General features: G+C 68.1%; 34 protein-coding genes. 22 read left to right on the forward strand and 12 right to left on the reverse strand.

Annotated features, from left to right (window positions below; genetic code table 11):
• Positions 1-13: 13 nt before the first annotated feature.
• Complete coding sequence (locus QK444_RS08285) at positions 14-889, reverse strand: polysaccharide deacetylase family protein (protein ID WP_195114477.1); 876 nt, start codon at positions 887-889, stop codon at positions 14-16.
• Positions 890-954: 65 nt separating this feature from the next.
• On the opposite strand from QK444_RS08285, the gene QK444_RS08290 reads away from it, so the two are divergent.
• The gene (locus QK444_RS08290) at positions 955-1,326 is read left to right on the forward strand and encodes a MerR family transcriptional regulator (RefSeq protein ID WP_029923592.1); all 372 of its coding nucleotides are present in this window, start codon (positions 955-957) and stop codon (positions 1,324-1,326) included.
• A gap of 111 nt (positions 1,327-1,437) precedes the next feature.
• Here the strand turns inward: QK444_RS08290 and QK444_RS08295 are convergent, their stop codons facing one another.
• Positions 1,438-2,232: an enoyl-CoA hydratase-related protein gene (locus QK444_RS08295; protein ID WP_282778684.1), complete on the reverse strand. Its 795-nt coding sequence runs from the start codon at positions 2,230-2,232 to the stop codon at positions 1,438-1,440.
• Between the two features lie 140 nt (positions 2,233-2,372).
• On the opposite strand from QK444_RS08295, the gene QK444_RS08300 reads away from it, so the two are divergent.
• Positions 2,373-3,614 (forward strand): TetR/AcrR family transcriptional regulator, encoded by a 1,242-nt coding sequence (locus QK444_RS08300; RefSeq protein WP_282778686.1) that lies wholly within the window; start codon positions 2,373-2,375, stop codon positions 3,612-3,614.
• Between the two features lie 11 nt (positions 3,615-3,625).
• Here the strand turns inward: QK444_RS08300 and QK444_RS08305 are convergent, their stop codons facing one another.
• Entirely contained in the window at positions 3,626-5,137 is a 1,512-nt protein-coding gene (locus QK444_RS08305) for an aldehyde dehydrogenase family protein (RefSeq protein ID WP_282778688.1), read from the reverse strand.
• A 248-nt stretch (positions 5,138-5,385) separates the two neighbouring features.
• Between QK444_RS08305 and QK444_RS08310 the strand changes: the two genes are divergently transcribed.
• The 3 genes from QK444_RS08310 to QK444_RS08320 are packed head-to-tail and all read left to right on the forward strand — an operon-like array spanning position 5,386 to position 8,053.
• Positions 5,386-6,381, forward strand: coding sequence for an ATP-binding cassette domain-containing protein (locus QK444_RS08310; RefSeq protein ID WP_282778689.1), 996 nt, complete (start codon positions 5,386-5,388; stop codon positions 6,379-6,381).
• Entirely contained in the window at positions 6,378-7,193 is an 816-nt protein-coding gene (locus QK444_RS08315; protein ID WP_282778691.1) for an ABC transporter permease, read from the forward strand. Before QK444_RS08310 ends, QK444_RS08315 begins: the two co-directional genes overlap by 4 nt.
• The gene (locus tag QK444_RS08320; RefSeq protein ID WP_282778692.1) at positions 7,190-8,053 is read left to right on the forward strand and encodes an ABC transporter permease; all 864 of its coding nucleotides are present in this window, start codon (positions 7,190-7,192) and stop codon (positions 8,051-8,053) included. The genes QK444_RS08315 and QK444_RS08320 overlap by 4 nt, the downstream gene beginning before the upstream one ends.
• Before the next feature lie 20 nt (positions 8,054-8,073).
• Here the strand turns inward: QK444_RS08320 and QK444_RS08325 are convergent, their stop codons facing one another.
• On the reverse strand, positions 8,074-8,769 hold the full coding sequence (locus tag QK444_RS08325) for a hypothetical protein (RefSeq protein WP_282778694.1): 696 nt from the start codon (positions 8,767-8,769) through the stop codon (positions 8,074-8,076).
• 143 nt (positions 8,770-8,912) lie between these two features.
• Between QK444_RS08325 and QK444_RS08330 the strand changes: the two genes are divergently transcribed.
• Positions 8,913-9,941 (forward strand): SDR family oxidoreductase, encoded by a 1,029-nt coding sequence (locus QK444_RS08330; protein ID WP_282778695.1) that lies wholly within the window; start codon positions 8,913-8,915, stop codon positions 9,939-9,941.
• A 283-nt stretch (positions 9,942-10,224) separates the two neighbouring features.
• On the opposite strand, the gene QK444_RS08335 is transcribed toward QK444_RS08330, so the two are convergent.
• Together QK444_RS08335 and QK444_RS08340 are read right to left on the reverse strand one after the other, a co-directional pair.
• Positions 10,225-11,448 carry a lycopene cyclase family protein gene (locus tag QK444_RS08335; RefSeq protein ID WP_282778697.1) on the reverse strand — a complete coding sequence of 408 codons (1,224 nt, stop codon included), beginning with the start codon at positions 11,446-11,448 and terminating at the stop codon, positions 10,225-10,227.
• A 93-nt stretch (positions 11,449-11,541) separates the two neighbouring features.
• Positions 11,542-12,150 (reverse strand): hypothetical protein, encoded by a 609-nt coding sequence (locus tag QK444_RS08340; protein WP_282778698.1) that lies wholly within the window; start codon positions 12,148-12,150, stop codon positions 11,542-11,544.
• A gap of 286 nt (positions 12,151-12,436) precedes the next feature.
• Here QK444_RS08340 and QK444_RS08345 point away from each other — a divergent pair, with 286 nt between their 5' ends.
• Both QK444_RS08345 and rpmI read left to right on the forward strand, forming a co-directional pair.
• Complete coding sequence (locus QK444_RS08345) at positions 12,437-13,102, forward strand: hypothetical protein (protein WP_282778700.1); 666 nt, start codon at positions 12,437-12,439, stop codon at positions 13,100-13,102.
• Positions 13,103-13,305: 203 nt separating this feature from the next.
• Positions 13,306-13,500: a 50S ribosomal protein L35 gene (gene rpmI / locus QK444_RS08350; RefSeq protein ID WP_282778702.1), complete on the forward strand. Its 195-nt coding sequence runs from the start codon at positions 13,306-13,308 to the stop codon at positions 13,498-13,500.
• Positions 13,501-13,529: 29 nt separating this feature from the next.
• Here the strand turns inward: rpmI and QK444_RS08355 are convergent, their stop codons facing one another.
• Entirely contained in the window at positions 13,530-14,006 is a 477-nt protein-coding gene (locus tag QK444_RS08355; protein ID WP_039809711.1) for a hotdog fold domain-containing protein, read from the reverse strand.
• Between the two features lie 67 nt (positions 14,007-14,073).
• Positions 14,074-14,286, reverse strand: coding sequence for a hypothetical protein (locus tag QK444_RS08360; RefSeq protein WP_195119972.1), 213 nt, complete (start codon positions 14,284-14,286; stop codon positions 14,074-14,076).
• 183 nt (positions 14,287-14,469) lie between these two features.
• Here QK444_RS08360 and QK444_RS08365 point away from each other — a divergent pair, with 183 nt between their 5' ends.
• From QK444_RS08365 to QK444_RS08425, 13 genes are all read left to right on the forward strand, one after another.
• Entirely contained in the window at positions 14,470-14,862 is a 393-nt protein-coding gene (locus QK444_RS08365) for a hypothetical protein (protein WP_282778705.1), read from the forward strand.
• 432 nt (positions 14,863-15,294) lie between these two features.
• On the forward strand, positions 15,295-15,600 hold the full coding sequence (gene rpsJ / locus QK444_RS08370; RefSeq protein WP_003938093.1) for a 30S ribosomal protein S10: 306 nt from the start codon (positions 15,295-15,297) through the stop codon (positions 15,598-15,600).
• Between the two features lie 14 nt (positions 15,601-15,614).
• On the forward strand, positions 15,615-16,280 hold the full coding sequence (rplC, locus tag QK444_RS08375; RefSeq protein WP_143982819.1) for a 50S ribosomal protein L3: 666 nt from the start codon (positions 15,615-15,617) through the stop codon (positions 16,278-16,280).
• Entirely contained in the window at positions 16,277-16,972 is a 696-nt protein-coding gene (gene rplD, locus QK444_RS08380) for a 50S ribosomal protein L4 (RefSeq protein ID WP_282778709.1), read from the forward strand. The genes rplC and rplD overlap by 4 nt, the downstream gene beginning before the upstream one ends.
• Positions 16,969-17,274, forward strand: a complete 306-nt coding sequence (rplW, locus tag QK444_RS08385) for a 50S ribosomal protein L23 (RefSeq protein WP_029923608.1) — start codon at positions 16,969-16,971, stop codon at positions 17,272-17,274. The genes rplD and rplW overlap by 4 nt, the downstream gene beginning before the upstream one ends.
• A gap of 33 nt (positions 17,275-17,307) precedes the next feature.
• A complete protein-coding gene (gene rplB, locus QK444_RS08390) occupies positions 17,308-18,138 on the forward strand; it encodes a 50S ribosomal protein L2 (RefSeq protein ID WP_029923609.1) in 831 nt (276 codons plus the stop codon).
• A gap of 14 nt (positions 18,139-18,152) precedes the next feature.
• Positions 18,153-18,434, forward strand: coding sequence for a 30S ribosomal protein S19 (gene rpsS, locus QK444_RS08395; protein WP_029923610.1), 282 nt, complete (start codon positions 18,153-18,155; stop codon positions 18,432-18,434).
• Positions 18,431-18,832, forward strand: coding sequence for a 50S ribosomal protein L22 (gene rplV, locus QK444_RS08400; RefSeq protein WP_282778712.1), 402 nt, complete (start codon positions 18,431-18,433; stop codon positions 18,830-18,832). The genes rpsS and rplV overlap by 4 nt, the downstream gene beginning before the upstream one ends.
• Positions 18,833-19,639, forward strand: a complete 807-nt coding sequence (gene rpsC / locus QK444_RS08405) for a 30S ribosomal protein S3 (protein ID WP_282778714.1) — start codon at positions 18,833-18,835, stop codon at positions 19,637-19,639.
• A 3-nt stretch (positions 19,640-19,642) separates the two neighbouring features.
• Positions 19,643-20,059 carry a 50S ribosomal protein L16 gene (gene rplP, locus QK444_RS08410; RefSeq protein WP_029923613.1) on the forward strand — a complete coding sequence of 139 codons (417 nt, stop codon included), beginning with the start codon at positions 19,643-19,645 and terminating at the stop codon, positions 20,057-20,059.
• Positions 20,059-20,298 (forward strand): 50S ribosomal protein L29, encoded by a 240-nt coding sequence (gene rpmC / locus QK444_RS08415; protein WP_029923614.1) that lies wholly within the window; start codon positions 20,059-20,061, stop codon positions 20,296-20,298. Before rplP ends, rpmC begins: the two co-directional genes overlap by 1 nt.
• Positions 20,295-20,591 carry a 30S ribosomal protein S17 gene (gene rpsQ, locus QK444_RS08420; protein ID WP_282778717.1) on the forward strand — a complete coding sequence of 99 codons (297 nt, stop codon included), beginning with the start codon at positions 20,295-20,297 and terminating at the stop codon, positions 20,589-20,591. The genes rpmC and rpsQ overlap by 4 nt, the downstream gene beginning before the upstream one ends.
• 272 nt (positions 20,592-20,863) lie before the next feature.
• Positions 20,864-21,388, forward strand: coding sequence for a hypothetical protein (locus QK444_RS08425; protein WP_282778718.1), 525 nt, complete (start codon positions 20,864-20,866; stop codon positions 21,386-21,388).
• 12 nt (positions 21,389-21,400) lie between these two features.
• Here the strand turns inward: QK444_RS08425 and QK444_RS08430 are convergent, their stop codons facing one another.
• The 4 genes from QK444_RS08430 to QK444_RS08445 form a co-directional block, all read right to left on the reverse strand.
• Positions 21,401-21,982 (reverse strand): putative glycolipid-binding domain-containing protein, encoded by a 582-nt coding sequence (locus QK444_RS08430; RefSeq protein ID WP_282778719.1) that lies wholly within the window; start codon positions 21,980-21,982, stop codon positions 21,401-21,403.
• A gap of 359 nt (positions 21,983-22,341) precedes the next feature.
• Entirely contained in the window at positions 22,342-22,806 is a 465-nt protein-coding gene (locus tag QK444_RS08435) for a hypothetical protein (RefSeq protein WP_282778720.1), read from the reverse strand.
• Between the two features lie 168 nt (positions 22,807-22,974).
• A complete protein-coding gene (locus QK444_RS08440) occupies positions 22,975-23,406 on the reverse strand; it encodes a hypothetical protein (RefSeq protein WP_282778721.1) in 432 nt (143 codons plus the stop codon).
• Positions 23,407-23,596: 190 nt separating this feature from the next.
• On the reverse strand, positions 23,597-24,022 hold the full coding sequence (locus QK444_RS08445; protein WP_282778723.1) for a pyridoxamine 5'-phosphate oxidase family protein: 426 nt from the start codon (positions 24,020-24,022) through the stop codon (positions 23,597-23,599).
• Between the two features lie 227 nt (positions 24,023-24,249).
• On the opposite strand from QK444_RS08445, the gene QK444_RS08450 reads away from it, so the two are divergent.
• A partial coding sequence (locus QK444_RS08450) for an MMPL family transporter (protein WP_282778726.1) occupies positions 24,250-26,363 on the forward strand: 2,114 nt, incomplete at its 3' end.

Below are 26,363 nucleotides of genomic sequence, written 5' to 3' on the forward strand. Positions count from 1 at the left end.
CCCGCGGCACCGCTCAGGCGGCGATCGAGCCCGCGTAGTGGTCGGCGATGTCGTCGCTGGTCGTCACCCACACGGCGGGGTGATTGGTGATGTAGTCGAGCGCCTCGACGAGATAGCGGTGCCGGAATGCCTGCCCGATCACGAACGGGTGCAGGGCCAGGGGGAGCACCCGGCCGCTGTCGTCCGCCTCGGCATCGGCGACGAGTTGGTCGAGTTGATCCTTCATCATCTGCACGAATTCCGGGCCGGTATGCCCCTTGGCGGTGAAGATGCCGAGATCGTTGAGTTCCACCGTGTACGGAACGCTCAGCATACCGGGCACATTCAGGTGGTACGGCTGATCGTCATTGGTCCAGTCGAGCACGTACCTGCCACCCAGCTCAGCGAAAAGCTCTGGCGTATTGAATGTTTCGCCGAGGGCCGGACCCATCCAGCCGCGTGGGCGCGCTCCGGTGCTCTTCTCGATGGTGGTGAGGATATCGCTCAGTACGGTGCGCTCCTCCTCGATCGTGAGGCCCGTGTGCAGGTGGCTGTTGCTGCTGCCGTGCGCCAGCCACGCCCAGTCGCGCTCCACGCCGGCCGTGATGATCTGCGGGTACCGCTGCGCCACATCGGAATTCAGCAGCACGCTGGCCCGCACGCCGAATCGGTCCAGAGCCTGGATCACGCGCCAGACACCCACGCGCGCACCGTAGTCGCGCCAGCCGTAGTTGAGCGGATCCGGGGTCAGCCCGGCGGTGCTCTCGTTGATGGAGGTGCTCGGCAGATCCACGTAGAAGTGCTCGATATTGAGCCCGACGTAGAAGGCGACGCGCTTGCCGTCCGGCCAGTGGATCGGTTCCCGTTCGGTGATGGGGCTGTAGTCGAAGAGTGTGATGTCCTTGCTCATGCGCATATGCTCGAACCTTGACATAGATGTGAAGGTCAAACGTCATCCGGTGTGAGGTGTGCCATATGAGAATCGGCGAACTGGCGCGACGGACCGAAACTCCGCCGCGGCTGCTGCGCTACTACGAGGAGCAGGGGTTGATTCGAGTCGACCGCTCCGCCAACGGCTATCGCGATTACGACGAACGGCTCGTCGATCAGGTGGTCCACATCCGCGGTCTGTTGGAGGCCGGCCTCCCGACCCGCATCATCAAACAGATCCTGCCCTGCCTCGACAACCCCGCCGACATCCACTTCGCCGATGCCACACCGGAAATCATCGCCACCCTGGAAGATCAGCGCGACCGCATGAGCCGGCGCATCGACCTGCTGACCCGCAACCGCGACGCCATGACGCGATATCTGGAATCGCTGCGCGGCTGCGCGCGAGCGGTATGAGGAAAGCCCGCAGGGTGCGGGCGGCCTTCGTGCCGCGCGGGATGCCGACGCGCCGGTGTATCGCGCCGCGCGAACGGACGTGGCGCATGGACGATGCGGCGTCCCGGTGACTCAGTCGGCGAAGACCGGCTTGCGCTTCTGGAGCATCGCGGCAGCGCCCTCGGCGAAGTCCGGCGCCTCCAAAAGCTCGGACTGGCCGACCTTTTCGGCCGCGAGCACACCGTCCAGGGCGGCCAAGGCGGCCTGATGGAGGGCGCGCTTGGTGAGTTCGGTGGCGCGACGGGGGCCGTTGGCCAGTTTGGCGACCGCGGCCTCCACGCGGGCGTCGAGTTCGTCGGCGGGCAGGACGTCGGTGACGAGGCCGTGCTGTTTGGCCTTGGCGGCGGGCAGTCGCTCGCCCAGCAGCGCCATTTCGGCGGCCAGCGGACGACCGGCCGCCGCCGCGACCATGGCCGCCGCACCGCCGTCGGGCATCAGGCCGATATTGATGAAGGCCAGCAGCAGATAGGAGTCCTCGGCGAGGTAGGTCAGATCGGCGGCGAGCGCGAACGCCGCACCGATCCCGGCGGCGGCCCCCCGCACCCGGGCGATCACCGGCAGCGGCGAATCCACGATCGCCTTGATCATGGCGTTGGCGGCGTCCATGGTCATCTCCGAGGTGACGCCGCGCGCCGTCGCCGCGGGTGCGGCCGCGAGATCGGCCCCGGTGCAGAAGTCGCCGCCCTCGCCGGTCAGAACGATGACCCGCAACGCGGTATTCTGCGATGCCGCCCGCACCGTCTCCCCGAGCCCGACCATGGTGTCGTAATCGATGGCGTTCTTCCGCCTGGGGTTGGTGATCGTGATACGCAGTACCCGTCCGTCCGGAACGGCAGTGAAGCCCGGGGTGGTCGCGATATCGGTCATGGGTGCTCCTGGGTACGCGAACGGCGACGGTGCCGATGTGGTTCGCCTTGCCATTGTGGTCCGCATTGCGAATTGTGGTTAACTTAGGTGTACTTGTTCGGCACTGTCAACAGTCGGTGCCACCGAGAAGGAGAAGGTGAATGGTCGCCGATCGCAGCGAGCCGGGACTCGCTTCCGCGCGACCGGACGGCGATGCGACGCCCCGGCGTCGACCCAAGAACCGCAAGGGTCAGATCGTGCGAGTTGCCGCCCGGGCGTTCGCCGAACGCGGCTATCACCCGGTCGGAGTGGATGAGATCGCCGCCGAGGTCGGCATTTCCGGCCCCGCCCTGTACCGGCACTTCAAGAACAAGTACGCCCTGCTGGTCGCCGCCGCCGACATGGGCGCGCAGCAGCTGCTCGACGCCGCCGAGGCCGCCGACGATCCCGAGCTGGAACCGGAACCGCGACTCACCAAGCTGATTCGCGGCATTGCCGAGTACACCATCGACGTGCGCCGCGAGGGCGGCCTGTACCGCTGGGAACGCCGCTATCTGGAGCGCGCGGACCGCGATCGCATCCGGGTCATGTACGTGGATCTGCACGAAACCGTGGCGGTGCCGATCCGCGAGCTACGCCCGGACGCCGACCCCGCCGACATCACGCTGCTCACCGCGGCCGTCCTCAGTGCCATCGGCAGCATCACCCACCATCGCACCACGCTGTCCACCACCCGGCTGGTCGGCCTGCTCGACGACATCTGCCGGTCCATCCTGTGCACCGAGCTGCCACCCGCGCCGCCGCCCGTCACCGGCGACCCCGTCCCGCGCGGCCTGCCGGTCATCTCCAAGCGCGAACAGCTGCTCACCGAGGCCATCCGCATCTTCGGTCGGCAGGGCTACCACGAGGCGAGCATCGAGGAGATCGGCGCGGCCGCGGGCATCAACGCTTCCAGCGTGTACCGCTACTTCGCCAGCAAATCGGATCTGCTGGCCGCGGCGTTCCATCGCACCGGCGAACGGGTGGCCATCGCCAATGCGGAGGCGCTGGCGGAGGCCACCAGCCGCGCCGACGCCGCCGTGCGCATCGCCGAGCGCTTCGCGCGGATGACCTTCGCCATGCCGGAGATCCTGCCGGTCTACTTCGCGGAATTCTCCAATCTGCCAGCCTCCGAACAGCATCGACTGCGCTCCATCCAGCGTCAGAACGTGCTGGAGTGGGCCAATCTGCTCGACGGCGATCCCGTGGAGGCGCGTTTCCGGGTGCACGCGGCCATCGCCCAGGTGATCGATGTGGGGCGGCGCATCAAGTTCGACGCCCGCCCCGAGAACATCGCGCGGGTGAGCACGCTCATGCGAGCCGTGCTGCTCGGCGTCGACGCGACAGCCCCCGTGCGGAACTGACGATTACGCCCTCACACTCGGTGCCGGAGCCGGAAGATCATGCGCGCCAGGCGCAGATGCTGCGGATGTCGCTCGAAGGTGGACTGTTCGACCGGATCGCGCCGGTGCTTCTCCGTGATGGTGAGGGGTCGGGCGAAATCCCGCAGCCGCTGTTCGTCGCGAGTTCGGCCCGGACCGTCGGTCCCGTAGACCGGAGCCGAGTTCACCGTCACCACTTCGGTTTTCAGCCGTTCGGCGAATTCCGGCACGCTGCGCACATCCCGAGTGAAGACGGAGACCGAGGGGGAGCGGCTACCGAGCCGCTCCACCGCCTCGTCCATGCCGCGCACCTTGTTCACCACCAGCACCGGCCCGACCGCGTCCCCGCTGAGGGCCAGGCTCACCTCCGGTACCTCGGTGAGCACGATCGGTTCGATGTAGGGCGTGCGAATGGAGTCCAGTCCGCCGACCACCGCCTGACCGCCACGGCTGAGCGCGTCGCGCACGTGGCGGCGCACCACGTCGGTCTGCGACTCCAGCGTCATCGGCCCGTAGGAGGCGCGCCGGTCGGCCCCGGGACGCAACTGACGCGCTTGCGCCGCAACAAGATCCAGGAACGGCTCGTACACCGACTCGGCCACGTACGCGCACTGCACCCCGGCCGGATTCTGCCCGGCATTGGCCATGGCGCCGAAGACGGCGGCCGCGGCGGCCTCGGGCAGCCGGGCGTCCACCTGCACCACCATGGCGCCCCGGCCGCCCTGTTCGACGAGCAGGGGTGTGGAGTGCTGGGCGCACAGTGCGGTCACCTCGCGGGCCCCGGCGGGGGAGCCGGTGTAGGAGATGGCCGCCAGCCGCGCCCGGCACAGCGCCGCGGCCGTCGTGCTGTCACCCGTGACCACCTGCAGTACCGGTTGATTCGGGGCGAGGCGGCTCCAACTGTCGGCCAGCCAGGCGCCGATGCCCGGGGTGAGTTCACTGGGTTTGAGCACCACGGAGTTACCGGCGGCCATGGCGCAGGCGATGCCGTTCATGGCGGTCAGCACGGGGTTGTGCCACGGGCTGAGCACACCGACCACGCCCAGTTGCCGATAGCCGACCGATGCCTGCCGCGTGTGCCGGAATCGTCCGGTGGTTCGTCGCCCGAGTACCTTCTCGGCGCTGCGGGCGGCCCAGTGCAGATGTTCCACCGCGGCGGTCACCTCGATGGCCGCGTCCAGCCTGGGTTTGCCGGTCTCGGCGCTGACGAGGTCGACCAGTTCGCGGGTGCCGCGCGCGACGGCGCGTTTCCAGTCCAGCAGCCAGCGTTTGCGCCCGTCGAATCCGATTGCCGCCCACCACTGTTCGGCCGCGTGCGCGGCGCGGACGGTGCGGGTGACCTCGCCGGAGCCCATGATGGCGTAGTCGCCCACGACTTCGCCGGTGCGCGGGTCGTAGGACGTCAGCACCTTCGGTCGGCCAGTTCCTCCCGGGTGCGCTGCCGTGCGTGGCTGCGCGGACTCGGCCATGATCACCTCTCGCAGGCCGGAAAAACGTCTCCCCATGGCTCAGACTATGGTCCGTTCGGCATACCCGACAAGATTCGGAATGTCGCACGGACCGGGTGGTCTGTGTCGCGACCAGCGGCTATCCGGGGACCGTCGAGTTTGTGACCAAGGACACAGGGTGGTCATGGATGCTTCACCGAAGCAACGAACGAGCATCTGCCGCGCCGGTAACATCACGCGGGGCGGAGGGGATCATCCCCACCGGAGGCGAAATCGTCCCCGCCGTAGCCGATAGTGGAGAGTTGATGCCGAGCTTGGACAAACCGGAGTCGAACACCGCCAGCGTGGGCGACGACCCGGCGGTGTACGTCGAAGACGTCCGCAAATCCTTCGGCGAGGTACACGCCCTGCGCGGCGTGAGCTTCACCGCGACGCGCGGCAGCGTGCTCGGCATCCTCGGCCCCAACGGCGCGGGCAAGACCACCACGGTCAAGATCCTGTCCACCCTGCTGCGCCCCGACTCCGGCACCGCCCGCGTGGCCGGACACGATGTGCGCAAGGACCCGGCGGGGGTGCGCCGCTCCATCATGATGACCGGGCAGTACGCCGCCCTGGACGAAAACCTTTCGGGGCGTGAGAATCTCGAGCTGTTCGGTCGCCTCATGGGGCTGTCCCGCAAGGCCGCCCGGCAGCGCGCCGACACCCTGCTCGAGGAATTCGATCTGACCGGCGCCGGGCGTCGCGCCGTGCGCGGCTACTCCGGCGGCATGCGCCGCCGCGTCGATATCGCCTGCGGTCTGGTGGTCCGGCCCGAGGTGGTGTTCCTCGACGAGCCGACCACCGGACTCGACCCGCGCAGCCGCCAGGGGGTGTGGGATCTGGTGTCCGCGCTCAAGACCCAGGGCATCACCGTGCTGCTCACCACGCAGTACCTCGAAGAGGCCGACATCCTCAGCGACAACATCATCGTGATCGACAAGGGCACGGTCATCGCCGAAGGCACCGCCGACGAACTCAAGGAGAAGACCGGCGGCAGCTACTGCGAGATCATCCCGCTCGACCCGGCTCAGCTGGCCAAGGTCGCCGACGCGCTCGGCGACCTGGTCCCGGCCGCCGTGCGCTCGGAACTCGACACCGCCGAACGGCTGTCCATCCCGGCCCCCGACGGCGCCGCCACCCTCGCCGAGGCCTTGCGCCGCCTGGACGGCGCGTCCGTGCAACTCGCCGACATCGGCCTGCGGCGGCCCTCCCTCGACGACGTCTTCCTGGCCCTCACCGGGCATTCGGGCAGGCAGGCATGAGCACAGCACTGGCCGCCGAGCCCGAGTCCGAGCTGTTCGCGGGGCTACCGGCGGCGAAGCCGTCCAGCCTCGCACAGTGGTGGGCGCTCACCGCGCGCATCGTGCGGGTGATGGCAACCAAGGGCGAACTCGTGGTCGCCGTGATCACCCCGCTGGTGTTCACGGTCGGCTTCTACCTGCCGCTGCGCGCCATCATGAACCTGCTCGGTGTCGACTACGCGCAGTACGTCATGCCGATCATCGTGTTGCAGACCATGGCCTTCACCATGATGTCGAACGCGCAGATGGCCGCCTTCGAGGCGATGACCGGCCTGACCACCCGCATGCAGACCATGCCCATCGGTTCGCTGGTGCCGCTGCTGGCCCGCATCAGCGCCGGACTGGTGCGGTCGGTGACCTCGCTGACCGCCGCTCTGATCTGGGGGCATCTGATCGGTTTCCGATTCGTCGCCGGGTGGGGGCAGGCCGTCCTGTTCTGCGTCTTCTCGCTGCTGGTCGGCACCGTGCTGGCGATCGGCGCGGACGGATTGGGCTCGCTCACCAAGAGTCCGGAATCGCTGAGCCAGGCGCTCACCCTGCCGACGCTCATCTTCGGCATGCTCTCGTGCGGATTCGTGCCCGAGTCCCGGTTCCCGGAGTGGATCCAGCCCTTCGTGCGCAACCAGCCCATCTCCCAGTTCTCCTTCGCGCTGCGCGATATGGCCGCGGGCGGGGTCACCTGGGAGGTGCTGTGGGTGCCACTGGTGTGGCTGGGGGGCCTGTCCGTGGTATTCATCCCACTGGCGATCTGGGCGAGCGTGAGGCGGTCATGAGTACGGTCGAGAACAGCGCCGCGGCGGCCGTGGCCGACCGGGTGCCGAGCAATGTCCCGCTGCCGGTGGTGCCGCCGCGCTCCGAACGGGCCTTCACCACCTTCGTCGAGCAGAGCCTGATCCAGTGCAAGCGCATGCTCATGGGCTGGGCGCGCAATCCCGCGGTCACCGTGCAGGTGCTGCTGTACCCCGCACTGACCCTGCTCATGTTCGACGTGGTGCTGGGCGGCTCCATCAAGCAGGCGACCGGTATGCCCGCCATCTACGGTCAGGTGCCGATGGTCATGCTGGTCGCGGCCATGACCGGCGCGGTGGTGAGCGCACTCGGCTTCAAGGTGGAGAAGGTCACCGGACTGCTGAGCCGGTTCTGGACCATGCCCATCCACCGCGCCGCCGGACTGACCGGCCGCCTGCTGGCCGAGGTGGTCCGCGTCCTGGTCACCACTCTGTTCGTGCTGGTCGTCGGCGTCGCCCTGGGCTTCCGGTTCTGGAACGGCCCGCTCGCCACGATCGCCATGATCGCGATTCCGGTGTTGTTCGCGGTGGGCTTCGCGGTGCTGGTGACCTCGCTGGCGACGATCAGCGAGGGCGTCGTGCTGGTCCAGATGGTCGGCATCGTGAGCAACCTGCTCATGTTCTTCAATACCGGATTCGTGCCGATCGAGGCGTATCCGACCTGGCTGCAACCGATCGTCGAGAACCAGCCCATGAGCTGCGCCATCGACGCCATGCGCGGCCTGGCCTGGGACGGTCCGGTGGCGGTTCCGCTGCTGAAGACCCTCGCCTGGACCATCGGCATGGTCGTGCTGTTCGTCTACCCGGCGATCCGCGGCTATCAGCGCGCCGCCGAGACGGCCTGACCGCCGGGTAGTCGCGGCAGCTACGGCGCGTCCTCGACTTTCCGCACGGCGTCGGCGAAGAACTGTTCCGCCTTCGCTTCGTCGAGGGCGTCGCCGAGGGAGGTCACCCGCACCGCCACGGTGGTGCCACGCAGGGACGCCCAGCCCGCGTAGGACACGGTGGTCGTCGGCGGGACATCGCGCACCGACGCGGTGCTCGTCGAATACGAGGCGACGGCGTCGATACCGGCGAGGGCGGCGGGCGGGGTGCGGCTTTCCGTGCGCACCCGGGAGTCCACCCGCTCGCCTTCGAACTCGCTGCTCACGGTCAGCTCCGCGCACCGGGCCTCGGTCTGCGCGAACTCGTGCGGGTCGATGCCGCGACCCGAGACGAACTCGATGAAGATGGCCGTCTCGGCGACCACGGCGGTGACCGCCGCCTCGTCCAGAGCCCGCTTGCTCGCGGCCTCCAGATCCAGCTGCGGTGCGCGGCATTCCTGCGGGTCGATGGTGGAGTTCGCCTGCACCCCCGCGAAGTCGGTCAGCTGCTCGCGCAGCCGTTCCACGGGCAGGTTCACCGGCTTGGCGTCGGCGGGTAGTTCCGAACCGCTCAGGAGCAGCTGATCGCGGGGCGTGCTGGGGGCAGTGTCGGACGCTCCCGTGGAGTCGCCGCCGCAGCCGGTCACCAGCACACCCGCGCACATCACCGATGCGGTTGTCAGAGTCCGAAGGTTCACGCGCACAGCATGCCGTGAATCACCGCCTCGGACGGGCAGGTTCGTCGATCTCCGCCTGGTCGCGGCGAGTCACGCGTCCGGTATGACCGGCTCGCGAGGATGCGCCCGCCGGGGTGTGTCATGGGTCACGCTAGGGTGAGCCCATGGCTTACCTGGTTACCGGAGCGACCGGGTTCATCGGCAGATTCCTCGTACCGGAGCTGCTGAAACGCGGCGAACAGGTCTTCGTGCTGGTACGGCCGGGCGAGGATTCGGTCCTGCGCTTCAACCGCTGCCTACGCGGCTGGGCGGCCGGGGACCGGGTGCGGCCGGTGCGCGGCGACCTCAGCGCACCCGGTATGGGCATCGACCCGCGTTGGATTGCGGCGCAGCGCGGTTCGATCTCGCACGTCTTCCATCTGGCGGGCGGGTACGACGCGATCGGCGCCGGTGGCGGCACCCGGCGGGTGGTGGGCCTGGCCGGAGAGCTGTCGGCCGGTGCGCTGCACCATATTTCGAATGTGGCGGTGGCGGGGGACTGGGAGGGCCGCTTCTCCGAGGACATGTTCGAGGTCGGGCAGGTGCTCGCCACACCCTGGCAGCGGTCGCTGCTCGAGGCCGAGCGGGCGGTGCGGGACAGTTGCTCGGTGCCGTGGCGGATCTACCGGCCCTCCATAGTGATCGGCGATTCCCGCACCGGCGAGATCGACCGGATCGAGGGGCCGTACTACTTCTTCCGGCTGTTGCGCATGGCGGCGCAGCTGCCGCGGCTGCTGCCGGTGGTGGCGCCGAAGCTGGGCGAAACCAACATGGTGCCGGTCGATTTCGTGGCGCGGGCGCTGGACCATATCGCGCACGCCGCCGCCGAGTCCGGGACCACCTTCCATCTGGTCGACCCGCGCCGCCAGAGCGTGGCCGACGCGCTGAACCTCTTCGCCGACGAGGCCGGAGCGCCGCATCTGGTCGAGGTCATGCCGAAGCAGACCCTCGACATGACGCTGCGGATGCCCGGCGTGGGTCGCATCCTGCGCCAGGTCGGGGTGCCCACCGAGATCATCGAGCACAGCGAGTTCACCTGCTGGTTCGACTGCCGCCGCGCCGCCGAGGCGCTGGCCGGGACGGATATCAAGGTGCCGCCGCTGGCGGGGTACGCGCCGATCATCTGGAAGTACTGGATCGAGAACTGGGTGTGACCCCGGCGACGACAGATGCTCGCACCGAGCCGACCGAGCCGACCGAGCCGACCGAGCCGACCGAGCCGACCGAGCCGACCGAGCCGACCGAGCCGACCGAGCCGACCGAGGCTCGTGCGGCGAGCCGATCGACGCCGACCGCCTCCGCGCCGCCTCGACCGGCCGGGTGACCCGGGCAGACGGTGGCGGCGAAGCGCCCAGCGCGATGGAACGGTCGATCTCCGGGCATCATGTCCGGTACCGGCCGTCGGCGCAGCGGCCTCGCCCCGGACGTTCGGTGGCGCTACAGGTGACCGGGGAGTTCCTCCGCGGCCGCGACGATCTCGTCGGTGTCGGACGCGCGTCCGAAGTCGTATCCCACCCAGCGGTTGCGGTTGGTCCAGCCAACCAGGTCGTAGCGCCAGCGGAAAGGCCAGGTGGTGGCCACGGTCATGAACAGCGCCGCACTCAGTGCGGTGTAGTCGTCGTGGGCGGAGAGCAGTGCCCGCTGTTGGCGCGGCGGTCGGGTGAAGAACGCGTCGAACATGGATCTGGACTGTGCGGTGGTGAGGCGGCCGAGGCCGTACACGCCGCGCATCCGCATCCAGTACACCAGCCGCGCCCGCCACGGCCACATGGCCTGGATCGGATCGTCGCCGCGCTGGAGGGCATCCAGTGCGGTATCCACCAGTGACAGCGAATCCGCCACGCAGTAACCGGTGATGGGGTGCATCATCCCGCCCCGGGAGCCGAAGGGGATCACCTGCCCCGGACCGGCTTTCGGCGGTGCGTAGTCCAGCGGGTAGTGCGCGGCCTCGCTCTTCTCGTCACCGCGTAGTCGAATGCCGTGCGCCGCCAGTCGATTCAGGGTGCGCCGCCGCAACTCGTGCTGCGGCATTCCGCCGCGCAGGCCGAGGCTGGTCTCCTCGAAGATCACCGTGCCGTCGCCGAGCGGCACCGCGTACAGGAACGAGGGCGGCGCGTCCGGGCCCGCCCCGTTCTCGTCGCGCCAGTCCAGCATCAGGCCCTCGCCAGGGGTGACCATGGGCGCGGCGCGGTCCTCGTCCACGAAAATGCCGTGGGCGCTGGCCGTTCGGCGTTGCCCGGGCGATGCCTGGCCGCGGGTGTCGAAGACCGCCCCGGCCACGACCTCGGTGCCGTCCGCCAGCTCCACCCGGTGCGCCTCGACCGTCCGGGCGCGCTGTGCCAGCACGGTGGCGTCGTCCAGCGGCAGCGCATCCCACAGCCCGCGCTTGGACAGCACGCAGTAGGGGCGCTCGATCCGGCGTTCGGCGGTGGTCCACACCACGGGGCGGTCGATCCGGCTCGCGATGGCGCCGTGCGGCAGCCACTCCGGCAGCTCGTCCACCCAGCACGAGTAGGTGGGCACCCACAGCCGTTCGGGGCGCGGGTCCACCGCGACGACCCGCAGTCCCGCCCGCATCGCCCGATGCGCCAGCGCCCGCCCCGTCGGCCCGAGCCCCACCACGCACACATCGGCTTCCTTGCCGATCTCCAGGCCACTCATACCCGCATTCAAACAGCCGTGCCGGGCGTACGCCAGACCACCCGTGGTTCCCGCACCGGTTCCCCGGGGGCGGACGCGGTCGTGCGCGGCGGGTCAGGGCTGGCCGGTCACCACGGCCGTCACCGCGTCCAGGAAGGGCTGTCCGCCCATGGCGTAGCCACCGGCGATCGCACCGACCAGCAGGCCGATCGGGCCGGTCAGAATGCTGAAGAAGCCCATGCCGAGCACGGTGCCGATGAGGCCGCCCAGCACGCCGCCGACCACGACGCCCACCACGTTGTCGTTGATCTCGTTGGTGAGCCGGGCCATGGAGTTGATGGGCTGCATCTCGCCGATCTCGCTCGCGGTCACCGTGGGTTCGAGCGCGAATTCGCGGCCGTCGTCGGAAATGCGGTGCGCCACTTCGACGGTGGTGCCGGAGATCTCGTAGGCCAGCGGCACCGTGGCAACCACCTCCCCGGCGTCGGAGGTGAGCGTGACGGCGGTGGCGTCGGCATCGACCGCGAAGGTGCCGCCGGAGACGGCGGTGGTCAGCGACCGGGAGAAGTCGGAGAGCACGGCGTGATAGCGGACCCCCTGGTCATCGCCGCTGGCGGAGAGCTCACGCGGGGTGGACTCCGGTGCCGCGCCGACACCGCCCGCGGTGATCCCCAGGGCGGCGACGGTCAGGAACGCGACGGTGGCGAAGCGGCCGAACTTCATTCAGGAAATTCCTTCTGGCAAACCCTCGACCCGCGCAGGCCGAATGTACGAACGTTTACAGCGTTCGAACCTTGGTGCCCGCAAACAAGATTGGCGAGCCCATCGCGATCATCGTTATCAGAATGAAATCTGGACAATTGCCCGAAGTAGCGTTGTAAAAATGTGCACATTCACAATTAGACGGTGCCCCGGCCGGTGGTGTAGGACATGTCCTGAATGTCGTAATCAGCCGACACTTCGAGCGGGGCGGGCCTGAGGTTCGAAGCATTGCAGGGAAGGGCAGAAAATGGCGCCTCGAAAGGCCCGAGCCGGAATCGCTCTCGCGGGCGTCGTCATCGTGGGCGCGCTGGCCACGGCAGGTGCGCTGGCCGCCGTGCTCTCGCAGGTCGCCGAGCGCCGCGCCGCGGCGGTGGAGAACCGCGGCGCCACAACGACATCGGTGGCCGCCACCGAGACCGCCGTCGTCGACGGCGCGACGCAGCCCGGTATCGCGGCCGCCGCGCCCGCCGCCCCGGCCACCTCCGCGCTCGTGCACAAGACGGTCAGCCAGGGTAGCCCGGAACTGCAACTGACCGTCGGCGACTGCGTGGCCGTCGGCGGCCCGGACGCCGCCCTGGCGAAAACTGCCTGCGGCAGCGGCACTTCCGCCTACATCGTCACCCACCTGGCCACCGACGGCGCTCCCTGCCCGAGCGATATCGACCACTCCCACCGACGCACCCTCCCCGGTGGCGAACACGATGCCCTCTGCCTCGACATCGCCTGGGTCCCCGGCACCTGCATGGACCTCTCCGGCGACATGGCCACCCCCGTCGACTGCACCGCCGCCGCCCCCGGCCGCGTCCGGGTGGTGGAGATCAAGCGCAACACCACCGATGTCAACGCCTGCTCCGCGGGCGACCAAGGCTTCGTCTACGACGAGCGGCGCTACGTGGTCTGCGTAGCCTCCTGACCTTGTCCCGCTGGGCGATTCGCGGCGCTGCCGTCATCGGCGATCGAATATCCATCGCCTTTTTGCCGGACTGATCTCCTGTGAATTCCCCGCAACTCGAACCTCGCAGCGGCACTTCCGGATTCGGACTCGCGCGGGTATCGCGAGCTCTACCCTGGAGGGATATCCGCACGGCGTCCGGCGCTTCAGGGATGGTGGTTCGAGTGCCGAAGAACAAGTCGCACAAAGGAATTTCCAAGCGCGTCAAGGTGACCGGTTCGGGGAGGTTGCGACGAGCGCAGGCGAACAAGAATCACCTCTTGGAGAAGAAGCCTTCCACGCGGACGCGGCGGTTGAATATGGAAGAGGACTTCGCCAAGGCGGATCGCAAGCGGGTCAAGCGGATGCTGGGGATCTGAGGGGCGGGGATCCGAGGAGTCCGCCGCGACTACTTCGGCGTCACCCAGGTGGTGATGTCGGCGTGGACGACCTCCAGGCCCGTCTTGTCGTAGATGGAGACGGGGATGATCAGGTCCCGCCCCTCGGTGATCGCGTCGAAGTCGGGGACCTCGGGCAGTTTCGCGACCGCGCGCAGGCCCGAGTTGGCCTTGGCGAGGTACTGGACATTCATGGCCTTGGGGATCCACCGGTGGCTGGTGGGGACGGTGGCCTCGCTGAGCATGCCCATGGCGACCTCCGCCAGATTGCAGGCCGCGATGGCGTGGAAGGTGCCGAGGTGGTTGTGGATGCCGAACCACTTGGGGGCGGTCACCTCGCACAGCCCCGGCTCCAGGCGCACGACGCTGGGCAGCACCGTGCCGAAGTACGGCACCCGCGCGACCATGCCGAGCGAGAAGAGGGCGTGGCCCAGCCGATTGTCGGGCAGCTTCTTCCAGCCGCGCAGCGTGGAGGTCTCATTGCTCATGCCCGTATCTTACTTGAAAGTAAGATACGGGCGCAGCGGCCCGCGTTGCTGTGCGGCTGGGACCGGTTCAGGACCGGAATGTCGCCATCTCCTCGTCGCGGTCGGCATGCGAGATGAATGCGGCGGGCGACCTTCGTTCAACGTCCAGTTCGCCACGTACCGCAGCTCGCAGCAGCGCCTCCTCGCACACCTTGGCTACCCAGCTGGACACGTCGCCGTTTGCCGCGATCATGATCGCATCGGCGAGGTCGTCGGGCAGTTGTACCGTCAGTTCCGCCATGTTCGAAGCGTATGCCGACTCGGGGGCACCGGGTGGTTCGTAGGTGACGCAGGGGCAACCGGTTCGCGGGCGAACTGGTTGGTTGCTTTTTTGGTCTAGGGTGTCGCCGCTGCCGAGCTACATCGAGCAGCTGGTGCCGGTGCCAACTCGCCGGCTTGTCGGGGGAATGGAGCTCGAGAAAACATGCGTATCAAGACCGCTGTCGCGTCGCTGGGGATCGCGCTGGCGGGTGCGGCCGCCATGGTCACGGTGGGGGCCGCGTCGGCCGCCGCCGTCAATCCGGTCATCGAACCGGCCCAGGGTGTCTACTTCGGCTTGGAGTTCGATCCGGCCGAGACCGCCGCGCTGGGCAGCAGTGCGATTCCGGGGCTGCTGACCCAGTTCCTGCCGGCCGAGCGGACCGGCTTCGTCCTCGACGACGACTCGGTGCTGCCCGTCGTGGACGGCCTCCTCTATGCCACGCCCGGTGCGGTGGTGAACGAGGCGGCCGCGCGGCAGGGGCAGGTCGGTATCGCGCTGGTGGACCCGGCCCTCGCCGGGGGTTACCAGTTCCTGATCGTGCAGGATCTGCCCTGATGTGGGTAGCGGTGTGACCAGCGTCATCGGCCGCTGATCGGGGAGGGGGGCGATTTGAGATCGCCCCTCGCCTCGAGGCATACTGTTCGGGTTGCCCGCACCGGGCTGCGTCTGTTCTGTGGAAAGACGCTGGTGGTAGCGGGTGAGCAAGACCCAATTTTGTACCCGGCCGAGTGCGGCGCGGGTGCGTCCGGAACGAGGTTCCGAGGCTCATAAGGATTTCATCCGGGGCCGAGGAATGAGCGGCTGAGCGACACGCCCGACCGCGTGGGCCGGAAGAACCATGACAGATGAACAGCGGTGACGGAGCGGGGTGCGCCCCGGTCGAGTTGGTAGCTGATGCGTCTTCGTGTGTTCGGGCTGTGCAAATGAGGGTGGTTCGGGAGCGAAAGCTCCAGTGCCACAACGTAAGCGGAGAAAAGGACACTCAGCGTGGCGGGACAGAAGATCCGCATCAGGCTCAAGGCCTACGACCATGAGGCGATCGACGCGTCTGCGCGCAAGATCGTCGAGACGGTGACCCGCACCGGCGCCCGTGTCGTCGGCCCGGTGCCGTTGCCGACCGAAAAGAACGTGTACTGCGTCATCCGTTCGCCGCACAAGTACAAGGACTCGCGCGAACACTTCGAGATGCGCACGCACAAGCGGCTGATCGACATCCTCGACCCGACGCCGAAGACGGTTGACGCTCTCATGCGCATCGACCTCCCGGCCAGCGTCGACGTCAACATTCAGTGACGGGGACTGCAGATATGACTGACAACAAGAGCCGCCCGGCAGCGGGCATCCTGGGCACCAAGCTCGGCATGACCCAGGTCTTCGACGAGAAGAACCGCGTCGTTCCGGTGACCGTCATCAAGGCTGGTCCCAACGTCGTGACCCAGATTCGTACCCAGGAGCGCGACGGCTACTCCGCCGTCCAGGTCGCCTTCGGCGCCATCGACCCGCGCAAGGTGAACAAGCCGGTCTCCGGCCAGTTCGCCAAGGCCGGCGTCACCCCGCGCCGCCACATCGTGGAGATCCGCGTCGCCGACGCCTCCACCTTCGAGGTCGGCCAGGAGATCAACGCCGACGTGTTCGAAGAGGGCAGCTACGTCGACGTGACCGGCACCTCCAAGGGCAAGGGTTACGCGGGCACCATGAAGCGCCACGGCTTCCGCGGCCAGGGTGCCTCACACGGTGCGCAGGCCGTGCACCGTCGTCCGGGTTCGATCGGTGGTTGCTCCACCCCCGGCCGTGTCTTCAAGGGCATGCGCATGGCGGGTCGCATGGGTAACGACCGCGTCACCACGCAGAACCTCTCGGTCCACAAGGTGGACGCCGAGAACGGCCTGCTGCTGATCAAGGGCGCGATCCCGGGCCGCAAGGGCGGCGTCGTGATCGTCAAGAGTGCAGTGAAGGGTGGTGCCCGGGCGTGAGCGCTGTGAGCACTAAGAAATCCGACGCCGAGAAGAAGGCGAATCTTTCCCTCCCGGTCAAGGCACCGGGCGGCAAGACCGACGGCACCGTCGAACTCCCCGCGGAGATCTTCGACGTGACCGCCAATATCGCGCTGATGCACCAGGTCGTCGTGGCCCAGCAGGCCGCGGCCCGCCAGGGCACGCACGCCACCAAGACCCGGGGCGAGGTCTCCGGCGGTGGCAAGAAGCCGTACCGCCAGAAGGGCACCGGCCGCGCCCGTCAGGGTTCGACCCGCGCGCCGCAGTTCGCCGGCGGTGGCACCGTGCACGGCCCGCAGCCGCGCGACTACAGCCAGCGCCTGCCCAAGAAGATGAAGGCCGCCGCGCTGCGTGGCGCCCTCTCGGACCGGGCCCGCAACGAGCGCATCCACGTGATCACGGAATTGGTCCCCGGCCAGACTCCGTCGACGAAGACCGCGAAGTCCTTCCTCGCCGAGCTGTCGGAGCGGAAGAACATCCTGGTCGTGGTCGGCCGTGAAGATGTCACCGCGTGGAAGAGCGTGGCGAACCTGCAGGGTGTGCACCCGATCGCTCCCGACCAGCTGAACACCTACGACGTCCTCAAGAGCGACGACGTGGTCTTCTCGGTCGAGGCGCTCAACGCCTTCGTGCACGGCCCCGCCGAAGCTGCACAGGAGGAGAGCAAGTGACCACCATCGCCGATCCCCGCGACATCCTGCTCGCGCCGGTGATCTCCGAGAAGTCCTACGGGCTGATCGAAGAAGGCACCTACACCTTCCTGGTGCACCCGGACTCGAACAAGACGCAGATCAAGATCGCCGTTGAGAAGGTCTTCGGTGTGAAGGTGACCAGCGTCAACACCGCCAACCGTCAGGGCAAGCGCAAGCGGACCCGCTTCGGTTACGGCAAGCGCAAGAGCACCAAGCGCGCGCTCGTGACCATCTCGGCCGACAGCAAGCCCATCGAGATCTTCGGAGGCCCGGTCGCGTAAGCGGCTGGAGCTCCAGAAAGCAGAGAAGAACTCATGGCAATCCGTAAGTACAAGCCGACGACCCCGGGTCGCCGCGGTGCTTCGGTCTCGGACTTCGCCGAGATCACCCGCTCGACCCCCGAGAAGTCGCTGCTGCGCCCGCTCACCAAGTCCGGTGGTCGTAACGCCCACGGCCGGATCACCACCCGGCACCGCGGTGGCGGCCACAAGCGCGCCTACCGTCTGATCGACTTCCGTCGACTGGACAAGGACGGCATCCCGGCCAAGGTCGCGCACATCGAGTACGACCCCAACCGGACCGCGAACATCGCCCTGCTGCACTACGCGGACGGCGAGAAGCGCTACATCCTCGCGCCCAAGAACGTCACCCAGGGCACGAAGATCGAGTCCGGCACCGGCGCCGACATCAAGCCCGGCAACAACCTGCCGCTGCGCTCGATCCCGACCGGTACCACCATCCACGCGGTGGAGCTGCGTCCGGGTGGCGGCGCCAAGCTGGCCCGTGCCGCCGGCATGAGCATCCAGCTGCTGGGTAAGGAAGGCTCCTACGCCGTCCTGCGTATGCCCTCCGGCGAGATCCGTCGCGTCGATGTGCGCTGCCGCGCCACCATCGGCGAGGTCGGCAATGCCGAGCAGTCCAACATCAACTGGGGCAAGGCCGGCCGTATGCGCTGGAAGGGCATCCGCCCGACCGTGCGTGGTGTGGTCATGAACCCGGTCGACCACCCCCATGGTGGTGGTGAAGGCAAGACCTCCGGTGGTCGCCACCCGGTCTCGCCGTGGGGCCAGCCCGAGGGCCGTACCCGCAAGCCCAACCGTCCGAGCGACAAGCTCATCGTCCGCCGCCGCGGCAAGAAGCGTTAAGGAGGAGGTTAAAGATGCCACGCAGCCTCAAGAAGGGCCCGTTCGTCGACGAACACCTCCTCAAGAAGGTGGACGTCCAGAACGAGAAGGGCTCGAAGCAGGTCATCAAGACCTGGTCGCGTCGTTCCACCATCATCCCCGATTTCATCGGCCACACGTTCTCGGTCCACGACGGCCGCAAGCACGTGCCGGTGTTCGTGTCGGAGAACATGGTTGGACACAAGCTCGGTGAATTCGCGCCGACCCGCACGTTCAAGAGCCACGTCAAGGAAGATCGGAAGAGCAAGCGGCGATGAGCACTGATACTCAGAACCCGACCGCGCGCGCGACCGCCAAGCATGTTCGCGTGACCCCGATGAAGGCGCGCCGCGTCGTGGACATGGTCCGCGGCCAGCGGGTCGAGGACGCGCTGAACATCCTGCGGTTCGCTCCGCAGGCCGCCAGCGAACCGGTCGCCAAGGTCGTGGCCTCCGCCGCGGCCAACGCCGAGAACAACCTCGGCCTGAACCCGGCGACCCTGGTCATCTCGACGGCCTACGTCGACGAGGGCGTGACCATGAAGCGCTTCCAGCCGCGTGCCCAGGGCCGCGCGTTCCGGATCCGCAAGCGCACCAGCCACATCACCATCGAGGTCGAGAGCGTGCCCACTGCCGGCGCTGCAGCTCGTAGCCGCCGGAAGGGAGGGGCAAAGTAAATGGGACAGAAGATCAATCCCCATGGCTTCCGCCTCGGTATCACCACCGACTGGAAGTCGCGTTGGTACGCGGACAAGCAGTACGCGGACTACGTGAAGGAAGACGTCGCGATCCGCAAGCTCCTCGCCACCGGCATGGAGCGGGCCGGCATCTCGAAGGTCGAGATCGAGCGCACCCGTGACCGCGTGCGGGTGGACATCCACACCGCGCGTCCGGGCATCGTGATCGGCCGTCGTGGCGCCGAGGCCGACCGCATCCGCGCCGAGCTGGAGAAGCTCACCAAGAAGCAGGTGCAGCTGAACATCCTCGAGGTCAAGAACCCCGAGTCGGATGCGCAGCTCGTCGCTCAGGGTGTGGCCGAGCAGCTGTCGAACCGTGTGGCGTTCCGTCGCGCGATGCGCAAGGCCATCCAGTCGGCCATGCGTTCGCCGAACGTCAAGGGCATCCGTGTGCAGTGCTCCGGCCGTCTCGGCGGCGCGGAAATGTCGCGCTCGGAGTTCTACCGCGAGGGTCGCGTGCCGCTGCACACGCTGCGTGCGGACATCGACTACGGCCTGTACGAGGCGAAGACCACCTTCGGCCGCATCGGCGTGAAGGTCTGGATCTACAAGGGCGACATCGTCGGCGGCAAGCGTGAGGTCACCGCGACCGCCGCGCCGTCCGGTGAGCGTCGCGAGCGTCGTGAGCGGCCGAGCCGTCCGCGTCGTTCCGGTGCCCAGGGCACCACGGCGACCAGCACCGAGGCCGGGCGTCAGGGCACCGCTACCGCGGTGGCCGACGCTCCGGCAGAGTCCAAGGAGGGCTGACCTATGTTGATGCCTCGCAAGGTCAAGCACCGTAAGCAGCATCACCCCAAGCGCTCTGGCATGGCCAAGGGCGGCACCTCGGTGGCGTTCGGCGAATACGGCATCCAGGCCCTGGAGCCCGCCTACGTCACCAACCGGCAGATCGAGTCGGCGCGTATCGCGATGACCCGCCACATCCGTCGTGGCGGCAAGATCTGGATCAACATCTACCCGGACCGCCCGCTCACCAAGAAGCCGGCCGAAACCCGCATGGGTTCCGGTAAGGGTTCGCCCGAGTGGTGGGTCGCGAACGTGAAGCCCGGTCGGGTCATGTTCGAAATGTCTTACCCGAACGAGGAGACCGCTCGTGAGGCCCTGCGCCGCGCGATGCACAAGCTCCCGATGAAGTGCCGGATCGTGACCAGGGAGGAGCAGTTCTGATGGCTACCGGAACTCCGGCTGCAGAGCTGCGCGAGCTCACCGAAGACGAGCTCGTCGCCAAGCTGCGCGAATCCAAGGAAGAGCTGTTCAACCTGCGCTTCCAGATGGCGACCGGCCAGTTGCAGAACAACCGGCGCCTGCGTGTGGTCAAGCATGAGATCGCGCGCATCTACACGGTCATGCGGGAGCGCGAGCTCGGCCTGGCCACCGGTCCTGAAGGCAAGGGAGACGCCGCATGAGCGACGTAAAGGGCCCGGCCAAGACGCCGGCCAAGCAGGAGGAGCGTGGCTCGCGCAAGGTGCGCATCGGCTACGTCGTCTCCGACAAGATGAGCAAGACCATCGTGGTCGAGCTGGAGGATCGCGTGAAGCACCGGCTTTACGGCAAGATCATCCGCACCACCTCGAAGGTGAAGGCCCACGACGAGAACGAGATCGCCGGTGTCGGCGACCGCGTGCAGCTGATGGAGACCCGTCCGCTGTCGGCCACCAAGCGGTGGCGTCTGGTCGAGGTCCTGGAGAAGGCCAAGTAGGACTCGCGGGGCTCCGGCCCCGTGGGTACCCGGGGGCTCCGCCCCGTGGCCCCGGACCAGGTGACTGGTTGGTTCGTTGTGCGAAGGCCCGCTTCCCGGTTCGGGGGAAGCGGGCCGTCGTGCGTTCCGGCACAGGGTCGTTCGTGTCGCGCAGATCTCTCACACACCGGCCGTGGTATTGGCGCGAGCGGCGCTGGACCGCTATCTTCTTTGGTGCTATGAGTGCGGTGACTACGGCTTCGGGTGCTTGGCGGGCGAGTGATGGAGAGGCGGTGTCGTTCCGCGACGCCTCGGTGGCGTGGGCATTGGCCGCGCACGAGGTGTTGGTCGAAACCGCCTCGGAATACGGACATTTCGTCACTGTGAACGAATTGGCCGAGCGAGTGCAGGAGATGTCCGGTGTGCACACCAGCGCGCCGACCCGCACCTGGATGGACGCCATCCTGCGCAAGGTGACCCGCCGCTGCCACGCCGCGGGTGAACCGCCGTTGGCGGCGTTGTGCGTGCGCCAGAACCACAAGGTCGGCGACCACTACAAGTACATCCTCGAGGTGGCCGGGCTGCCCATTCCCACCGACCTCGAACTGCACGCCGCCTACGCGCGCTGGCAGTGCTATGCCGCGCACGGCGAGGTGCCCGCCGACGGCGGCATCCCGCCCCTCACCCCGAAGGTGGCCGCCAGCCGCAACGCCTCCGTCCGCAAGGGCGAGCCCAAGCCCGCCGAGGAAGCCCGCGTCGCGGTCTGCGATTCCTGCTTCACCCAGCTCCCGGCCAACGGCGTCTGCTTCTACTGCTGATAGTTCCGCCCGCTACGTAGCCCGCACCGCGATTCCCGGGTAGTCGACGATGAGCCCTGCCGCGTCGTACACCAGCGTGGTCCGGAAGTCGAATTCCGGTGACTCGTAATCGAATCGGTGCCCCGGCCCCTCGCCCGGCAAGCGGCGGTAGCGCTGCTCCAGCCGGGTGACCGTCGGTACCGCCACGTGCACGTAAGCGGCCGGAGCGGCGGTGTCCACGCCCGCGGCCAGCGGCAGCCGGTGCACGGGAAAGGTATTGGTGCAGGCCGAGGCTTCCAGGTCGATGTCGACGCACCCGTCCAGCGCGGGTGCCGGTTCGCCGTCGACGGTCCAGCACCCCGCCCCGTCCGCCGCCAATCGAACGGTCCGCCAACCCTTCTCGTCACGCACGGACACCCGCGCGGCGCGGGTGCGCCAGTGTCCGTCGAGTTCGATCGAGTAGTCCACCGACCAGCCTCGCCCCTCCTCGACGGCGGTGGTGTGACCATCTATCAGGACACCGGAATCAGTGATGCGCGGGAAGACGACCTCGAACCCCTCGCGCGCCCCGCGATGCCGCCAAGCAGCCATTCGAGGCAGGTGATCGAACCTCATCCCACCACTGTGCCACCGTGACGGCGCGGTGATCTCCGCTCGCCCGAACGAGGCGCGCCGACCCCCTTGTGCACGGTGCGAGCGGCCGCCGTGCCAAAGGAGTTTCCTCCTCGGTGTGACCGGTCTCGAAGGCGTGCTGGAGGGCGGGGTGCAGGTGACCTGCTCGCGCACGCCCCGGCCGCCGGCGCAGGTGAGTCGATGCGCGGCATCCGGTTTCGGCACGTCCGTCGTTCCGGTGCGCGAGCCGGGGGGGTCGCCGGTGATCCGTCCGCCCGGAGCTGCCTCTGCCGGCGGTGGTTCGGTACTGCGTTGCCGTTCGGCGGGCGGTGTCATCCCGCCGTTTTCGCCGCCGGACGCACTCAGGCCGGGTCGACGGTGAAGGTGGCCTGTCCGGGGTGGTGCAGCAGGGGTGCGGTGGAGACAGTCGCCTCGACGCGGCCGGGGCCGGTCGGCAGGAGAACGCCTGTGGCCGGCCCGGTTTCGCCGAAGGGGCCGCCCACGACCACGGTCGCCGTGGAGCCGGACGCGCCGGTGTCGAGATTGCGCCAGTCGACGGTGGCGGTGACGGAGCAGCCGGACTGGTGGGAGCCCGGGGTGGCGCTCCAGAAGGTGCCGCGCAGGTAGACGGCGGCCTCTCCGGGGGCGCTGTAGTCGCTGGGGCCGGGGATGGCGGTGCCGCTGACCTCGCCCGCACAGGTCCAGCCGGTGGCGAGGGTGTAGGTGGGGGAGAAGGCGGTGGCCGCCGAGGCGGCGCCGGTGGTGGCGACCAGGGCGGCGGTGACGGCGATGCCGAGTACAGCGGTGCGACCGAGAGTGGCGATCATGGGAGCCTGCCTTTCGCGCTGACGAGTGTGGTCGTGCCGTCGTCGACAAGTGCCGCGCATCGCTTCGGGTGCTTCGAGCGTGCCGACGATCGGGGCGGCGGTGTACGAGCCCGCTCCGCGAGAGTTCGCAGGGTATGTCGAACCCCGCCGCATGGGCGTTACCGCAGGTCAGCCGACGGTGAAGCTGACCATGCTCGGCAGGTGCGGCAGCGGCACGGTCGAGACCCACGCCTCGACGCGCCCCGGACCGGTGGGCAGCACCGCGCCCGTGATCGGTCCGGGCCGCCCGCCGGGACTCCCGGTGACATCGGCCCCGGCGGTGCCCGAGGTGCCGCTGTCGAGATTGCGCCACGCGATGGTGGTGGTGGCTACGCAGGCGGGCTGGGGCACCGGAGTCATGAAGGTACCGCGCAGATAGATTGCGGCCACCCCATTGCCCGGCAGCGCCACCGCACTGATCTCGCCCGCGCAGGTTCCGGCGGACGCGAGCGTCACGACGGCGGGAAACGGCACTGCCGCAGCGGCTTTCGCGGTGGAACCGAGCAGGGCTGGGCCGAGTGCGAGACCGAGTGCGGCGGTGGCGGCGACAATCCTCGACATGGCTACCTTTCGCTGACGGTGATCGAGCGGAAACACGGAGTCGCGGTGCGGGCGAGAACCGCAGCTTACGTCGTGGTACGACGGTGATCCGGCAGGTTGGTCGGGCGAAGGTCCGTCAGGTCGTACGGTGCAGGCCCACCTCCGGTACGGGATGCTGGGCCTGCGATCGTTCCGGCGACGGTAGGTCGAGTTATTCGTAGCCGCCCAGATCGGCGGAAAGCCACTTGTCGGGTCGCATGTAGACGGCGACCTGGTCGCCGAATCCTTCCGCGGATTTCAGGTAGGCGTCGACTTTGTCTGACGGTACGTAGCGGGTAGCCATCTCGCGGTGCATCTCGTCGGTCATGGGTTCCACCCGGGTGATGGACCCCTCCGCCGTCACATAGCGAACAGTCGGCTCAACGACCTGGACCATCAGGCTGAACCGCCCGGCATCCCGCAATCGCCGCAGCTTGACGGATTCGACTCCGGTCAGGATCCAGAGTTCGCCACCGGGTGCGTACTGGTACCAGATCGGGACATTGAGTGGTGCGCGGTCCGGGCCGACGGCCACGGCGAGCGCACCGATGTGCGGTTGGGCGAGGAATTCCTGTCGTTCTTGCAGCGTCAGCGCCATGGCAACCACGGTACGTGTTCGATGTGGTCCCGACCACCGCTTGCGTTATACGTATACGTCTACTTATAGTGGGTTCGGAGGCGGTCGGGTGTTCGCGGCTTCCTCTGGATCGGCAGTCGAAACACCAAGCGGCACTGCGAAATCGAGTGGTCGGTGTCGTGTCGCACACCCATGCTCATATGCGCAATCGCTCACGTGTATTGCGCTCGCGAAAGGAACCATCAGGCATGTTCGCCAGGCTCGGACGCTTCGTCGTCCACAAACCATGGGTGGTCATCGGCATCTGGCTGATCGCCATCATCGGCGTGGTGGCCTCCGCGCCGAAGCTCACCGCCACCACCGACCAGGCCGAGTTCCTGCCCTCGCACTACGAGTCCGTCGAGGCGATGGCGTTGCAGGAGAAGGCTTTCGGCGACAGTCAGCTACCGGCGGCCCTCGTCGTGGTGCAACGCGCCGACGAACAGCCGCTCACCGCGAGCGATTCGGCCGCTGTCACCGCCCTGGCCGCCGAGCTGTCCGCCCGCAATATCGAGCACATCACCGGCGTGCAGGCCGCCCCGCCGTCGGAGAACCGCCTGGTGCAGCTGATCGGCGTGCAGATGGTGAAGGTCAGCGCCGCCGACGACACCCGCCAGACCGATGCGGTGCAGGAACTGCGCGATGCGTTGCGGGAGGCCGTCTCCGGTACGGATCTGAAGGCCGGTGTCACCGGTTCCGCCGCATCGATGCTGGATCAGATCGAGTCCAGTGAGAAGGGTCTGGCCATCGTCGGCGTGGCCACGATCTTGCTGATCATCGTGCTGCTGATGCTCATCTTCCGGAGCCCGGTGCTGGCGCTGCTGCCGATCCTCATCATCTACGCCATATCCCTGCTGGTGCACGGGGTGGTCGCGTGGTCGGCGGACACCTTCGAGTTCTCCATCGACAGTTCGGTGCAGGCGCTGCTGCTGGTGGTGCTGTTCGGGGTGGGCACCGACTACTTCCTGTTCCTCATCTTCCGGTACCGGGAACGGCTGCGGGCCGGTGACGATCCCAAGACCGCCATGGTCAATGCCGTCGCCCGGGTGGGCGAGGCCATCGCCTCCGCGGCCTTCGCGGTCATCATCGCCTTTGCGGCCCTGGTGCTTTCGGCTCTCGGCATGTTCCGCTCACTCGGCGTCTCGCTGGCCATCGCGGTGGCGGTCATGCTGGTGGCCGGTCTGACCCTGATCCCGGCGATCGTCTCGCTGCTGGGCACCAGGGTGTTCTGGCCGTCGAAGAGCTGGCAGCGCGAACCCAAGGGTGCGGTGTCGGCGGCCATCGGCCGGTCGCTGGGCAAGCGCCCCGCCGCGTACGCCGTGCTGTCCGGACTGGTGCTGGTGGCCCTGGGCGGCTTCGCGATCGGCTTCAACCCGACCTTCGACCTGACCTCCGGGTCCACTTCGGACACCTCCGAATCCGTGGTCTGGGGCCAGGAACTGCGCAAGGGCATGCCCGCAGGCGCGACCCAGCCGTCTCTGGTGTACCTGCGCACCCACGGGCAGGATCAGCTGACCGAGGCCCAGGTGGCCGAGTTCGGCGCGGCTCTCACCACGGTGGAGGGCGTGGGCCAGGTGTCGCGGCCGCAGCTCTCCCGGGACAGCACGGTGGCCGAGTACCAGGTGACCCTGACCGACGCCCCGGAGTCGGACGCCGCGCTCGATACCGTGCGAAATCCCCTGCGCGACACCGCACATGCGGCCGCACCCGCGGGCACGGTGGCCCTGGTTGGCGGTATGACCTCGGTGTTCGTGGACTTCCAGGACGCCATGGTGCGCGACTACCTGATCGTGTTCCCGGTGGCCGCGCTGCTCATCATGATCGTGTTGGCGCTGCTGCTGCGCAGTCTGGTCGCGCCCTGGTACCTGATGGCGTCGGTGTTCCTCGGTTTCGCCGCGACGCTCGGCGCGGCGGTGCTGGTCTTCCAGCACGCGCAGGGTGACTCCGGCTTGATCTTCACGCTGCCGATCATCATGTACCTGTTCGTGGTCGCGCTCGGCACCGACTACAACATCCTGATGGTGGCGCGGCTGCGCGAGGAGGCGCGCGAGGGGCTGGATCCGAGGCGGGCCGCGGCGTCCGCGGTCAGGCACAGCGGCCCGACCATCGCGGCGGCCGGACTCATTCTCGCGGGCACCTTCGCCTCGATGATGCTGGCGGGCAACAGTGTGCTGGCCCAGATGGGTTTCGCCATCTCGGTGGGTATCGCCATCGCGGCCTTCGTGATGTCGATGTTCTTCACCCCGGCGCTCACCGCGCTCATCGGGCACCGGGCCTGGTGGCCGGGGCACGGGGACGAGAAGCGCACCGGCGACCACGATCC

Origin of the sequence: Nocardia sp. CC201C (genome assembly GCF_030010695.1) — a bacterium.
In the GTDB taxonomy this organism is placed as follows: domain Bacteria; phylum Actinomycetota; class Actinomycetes; order Mycobacteriales; family Mycobacteriaceae; genus Nocardia; species Nocardia otitidiscaviarum.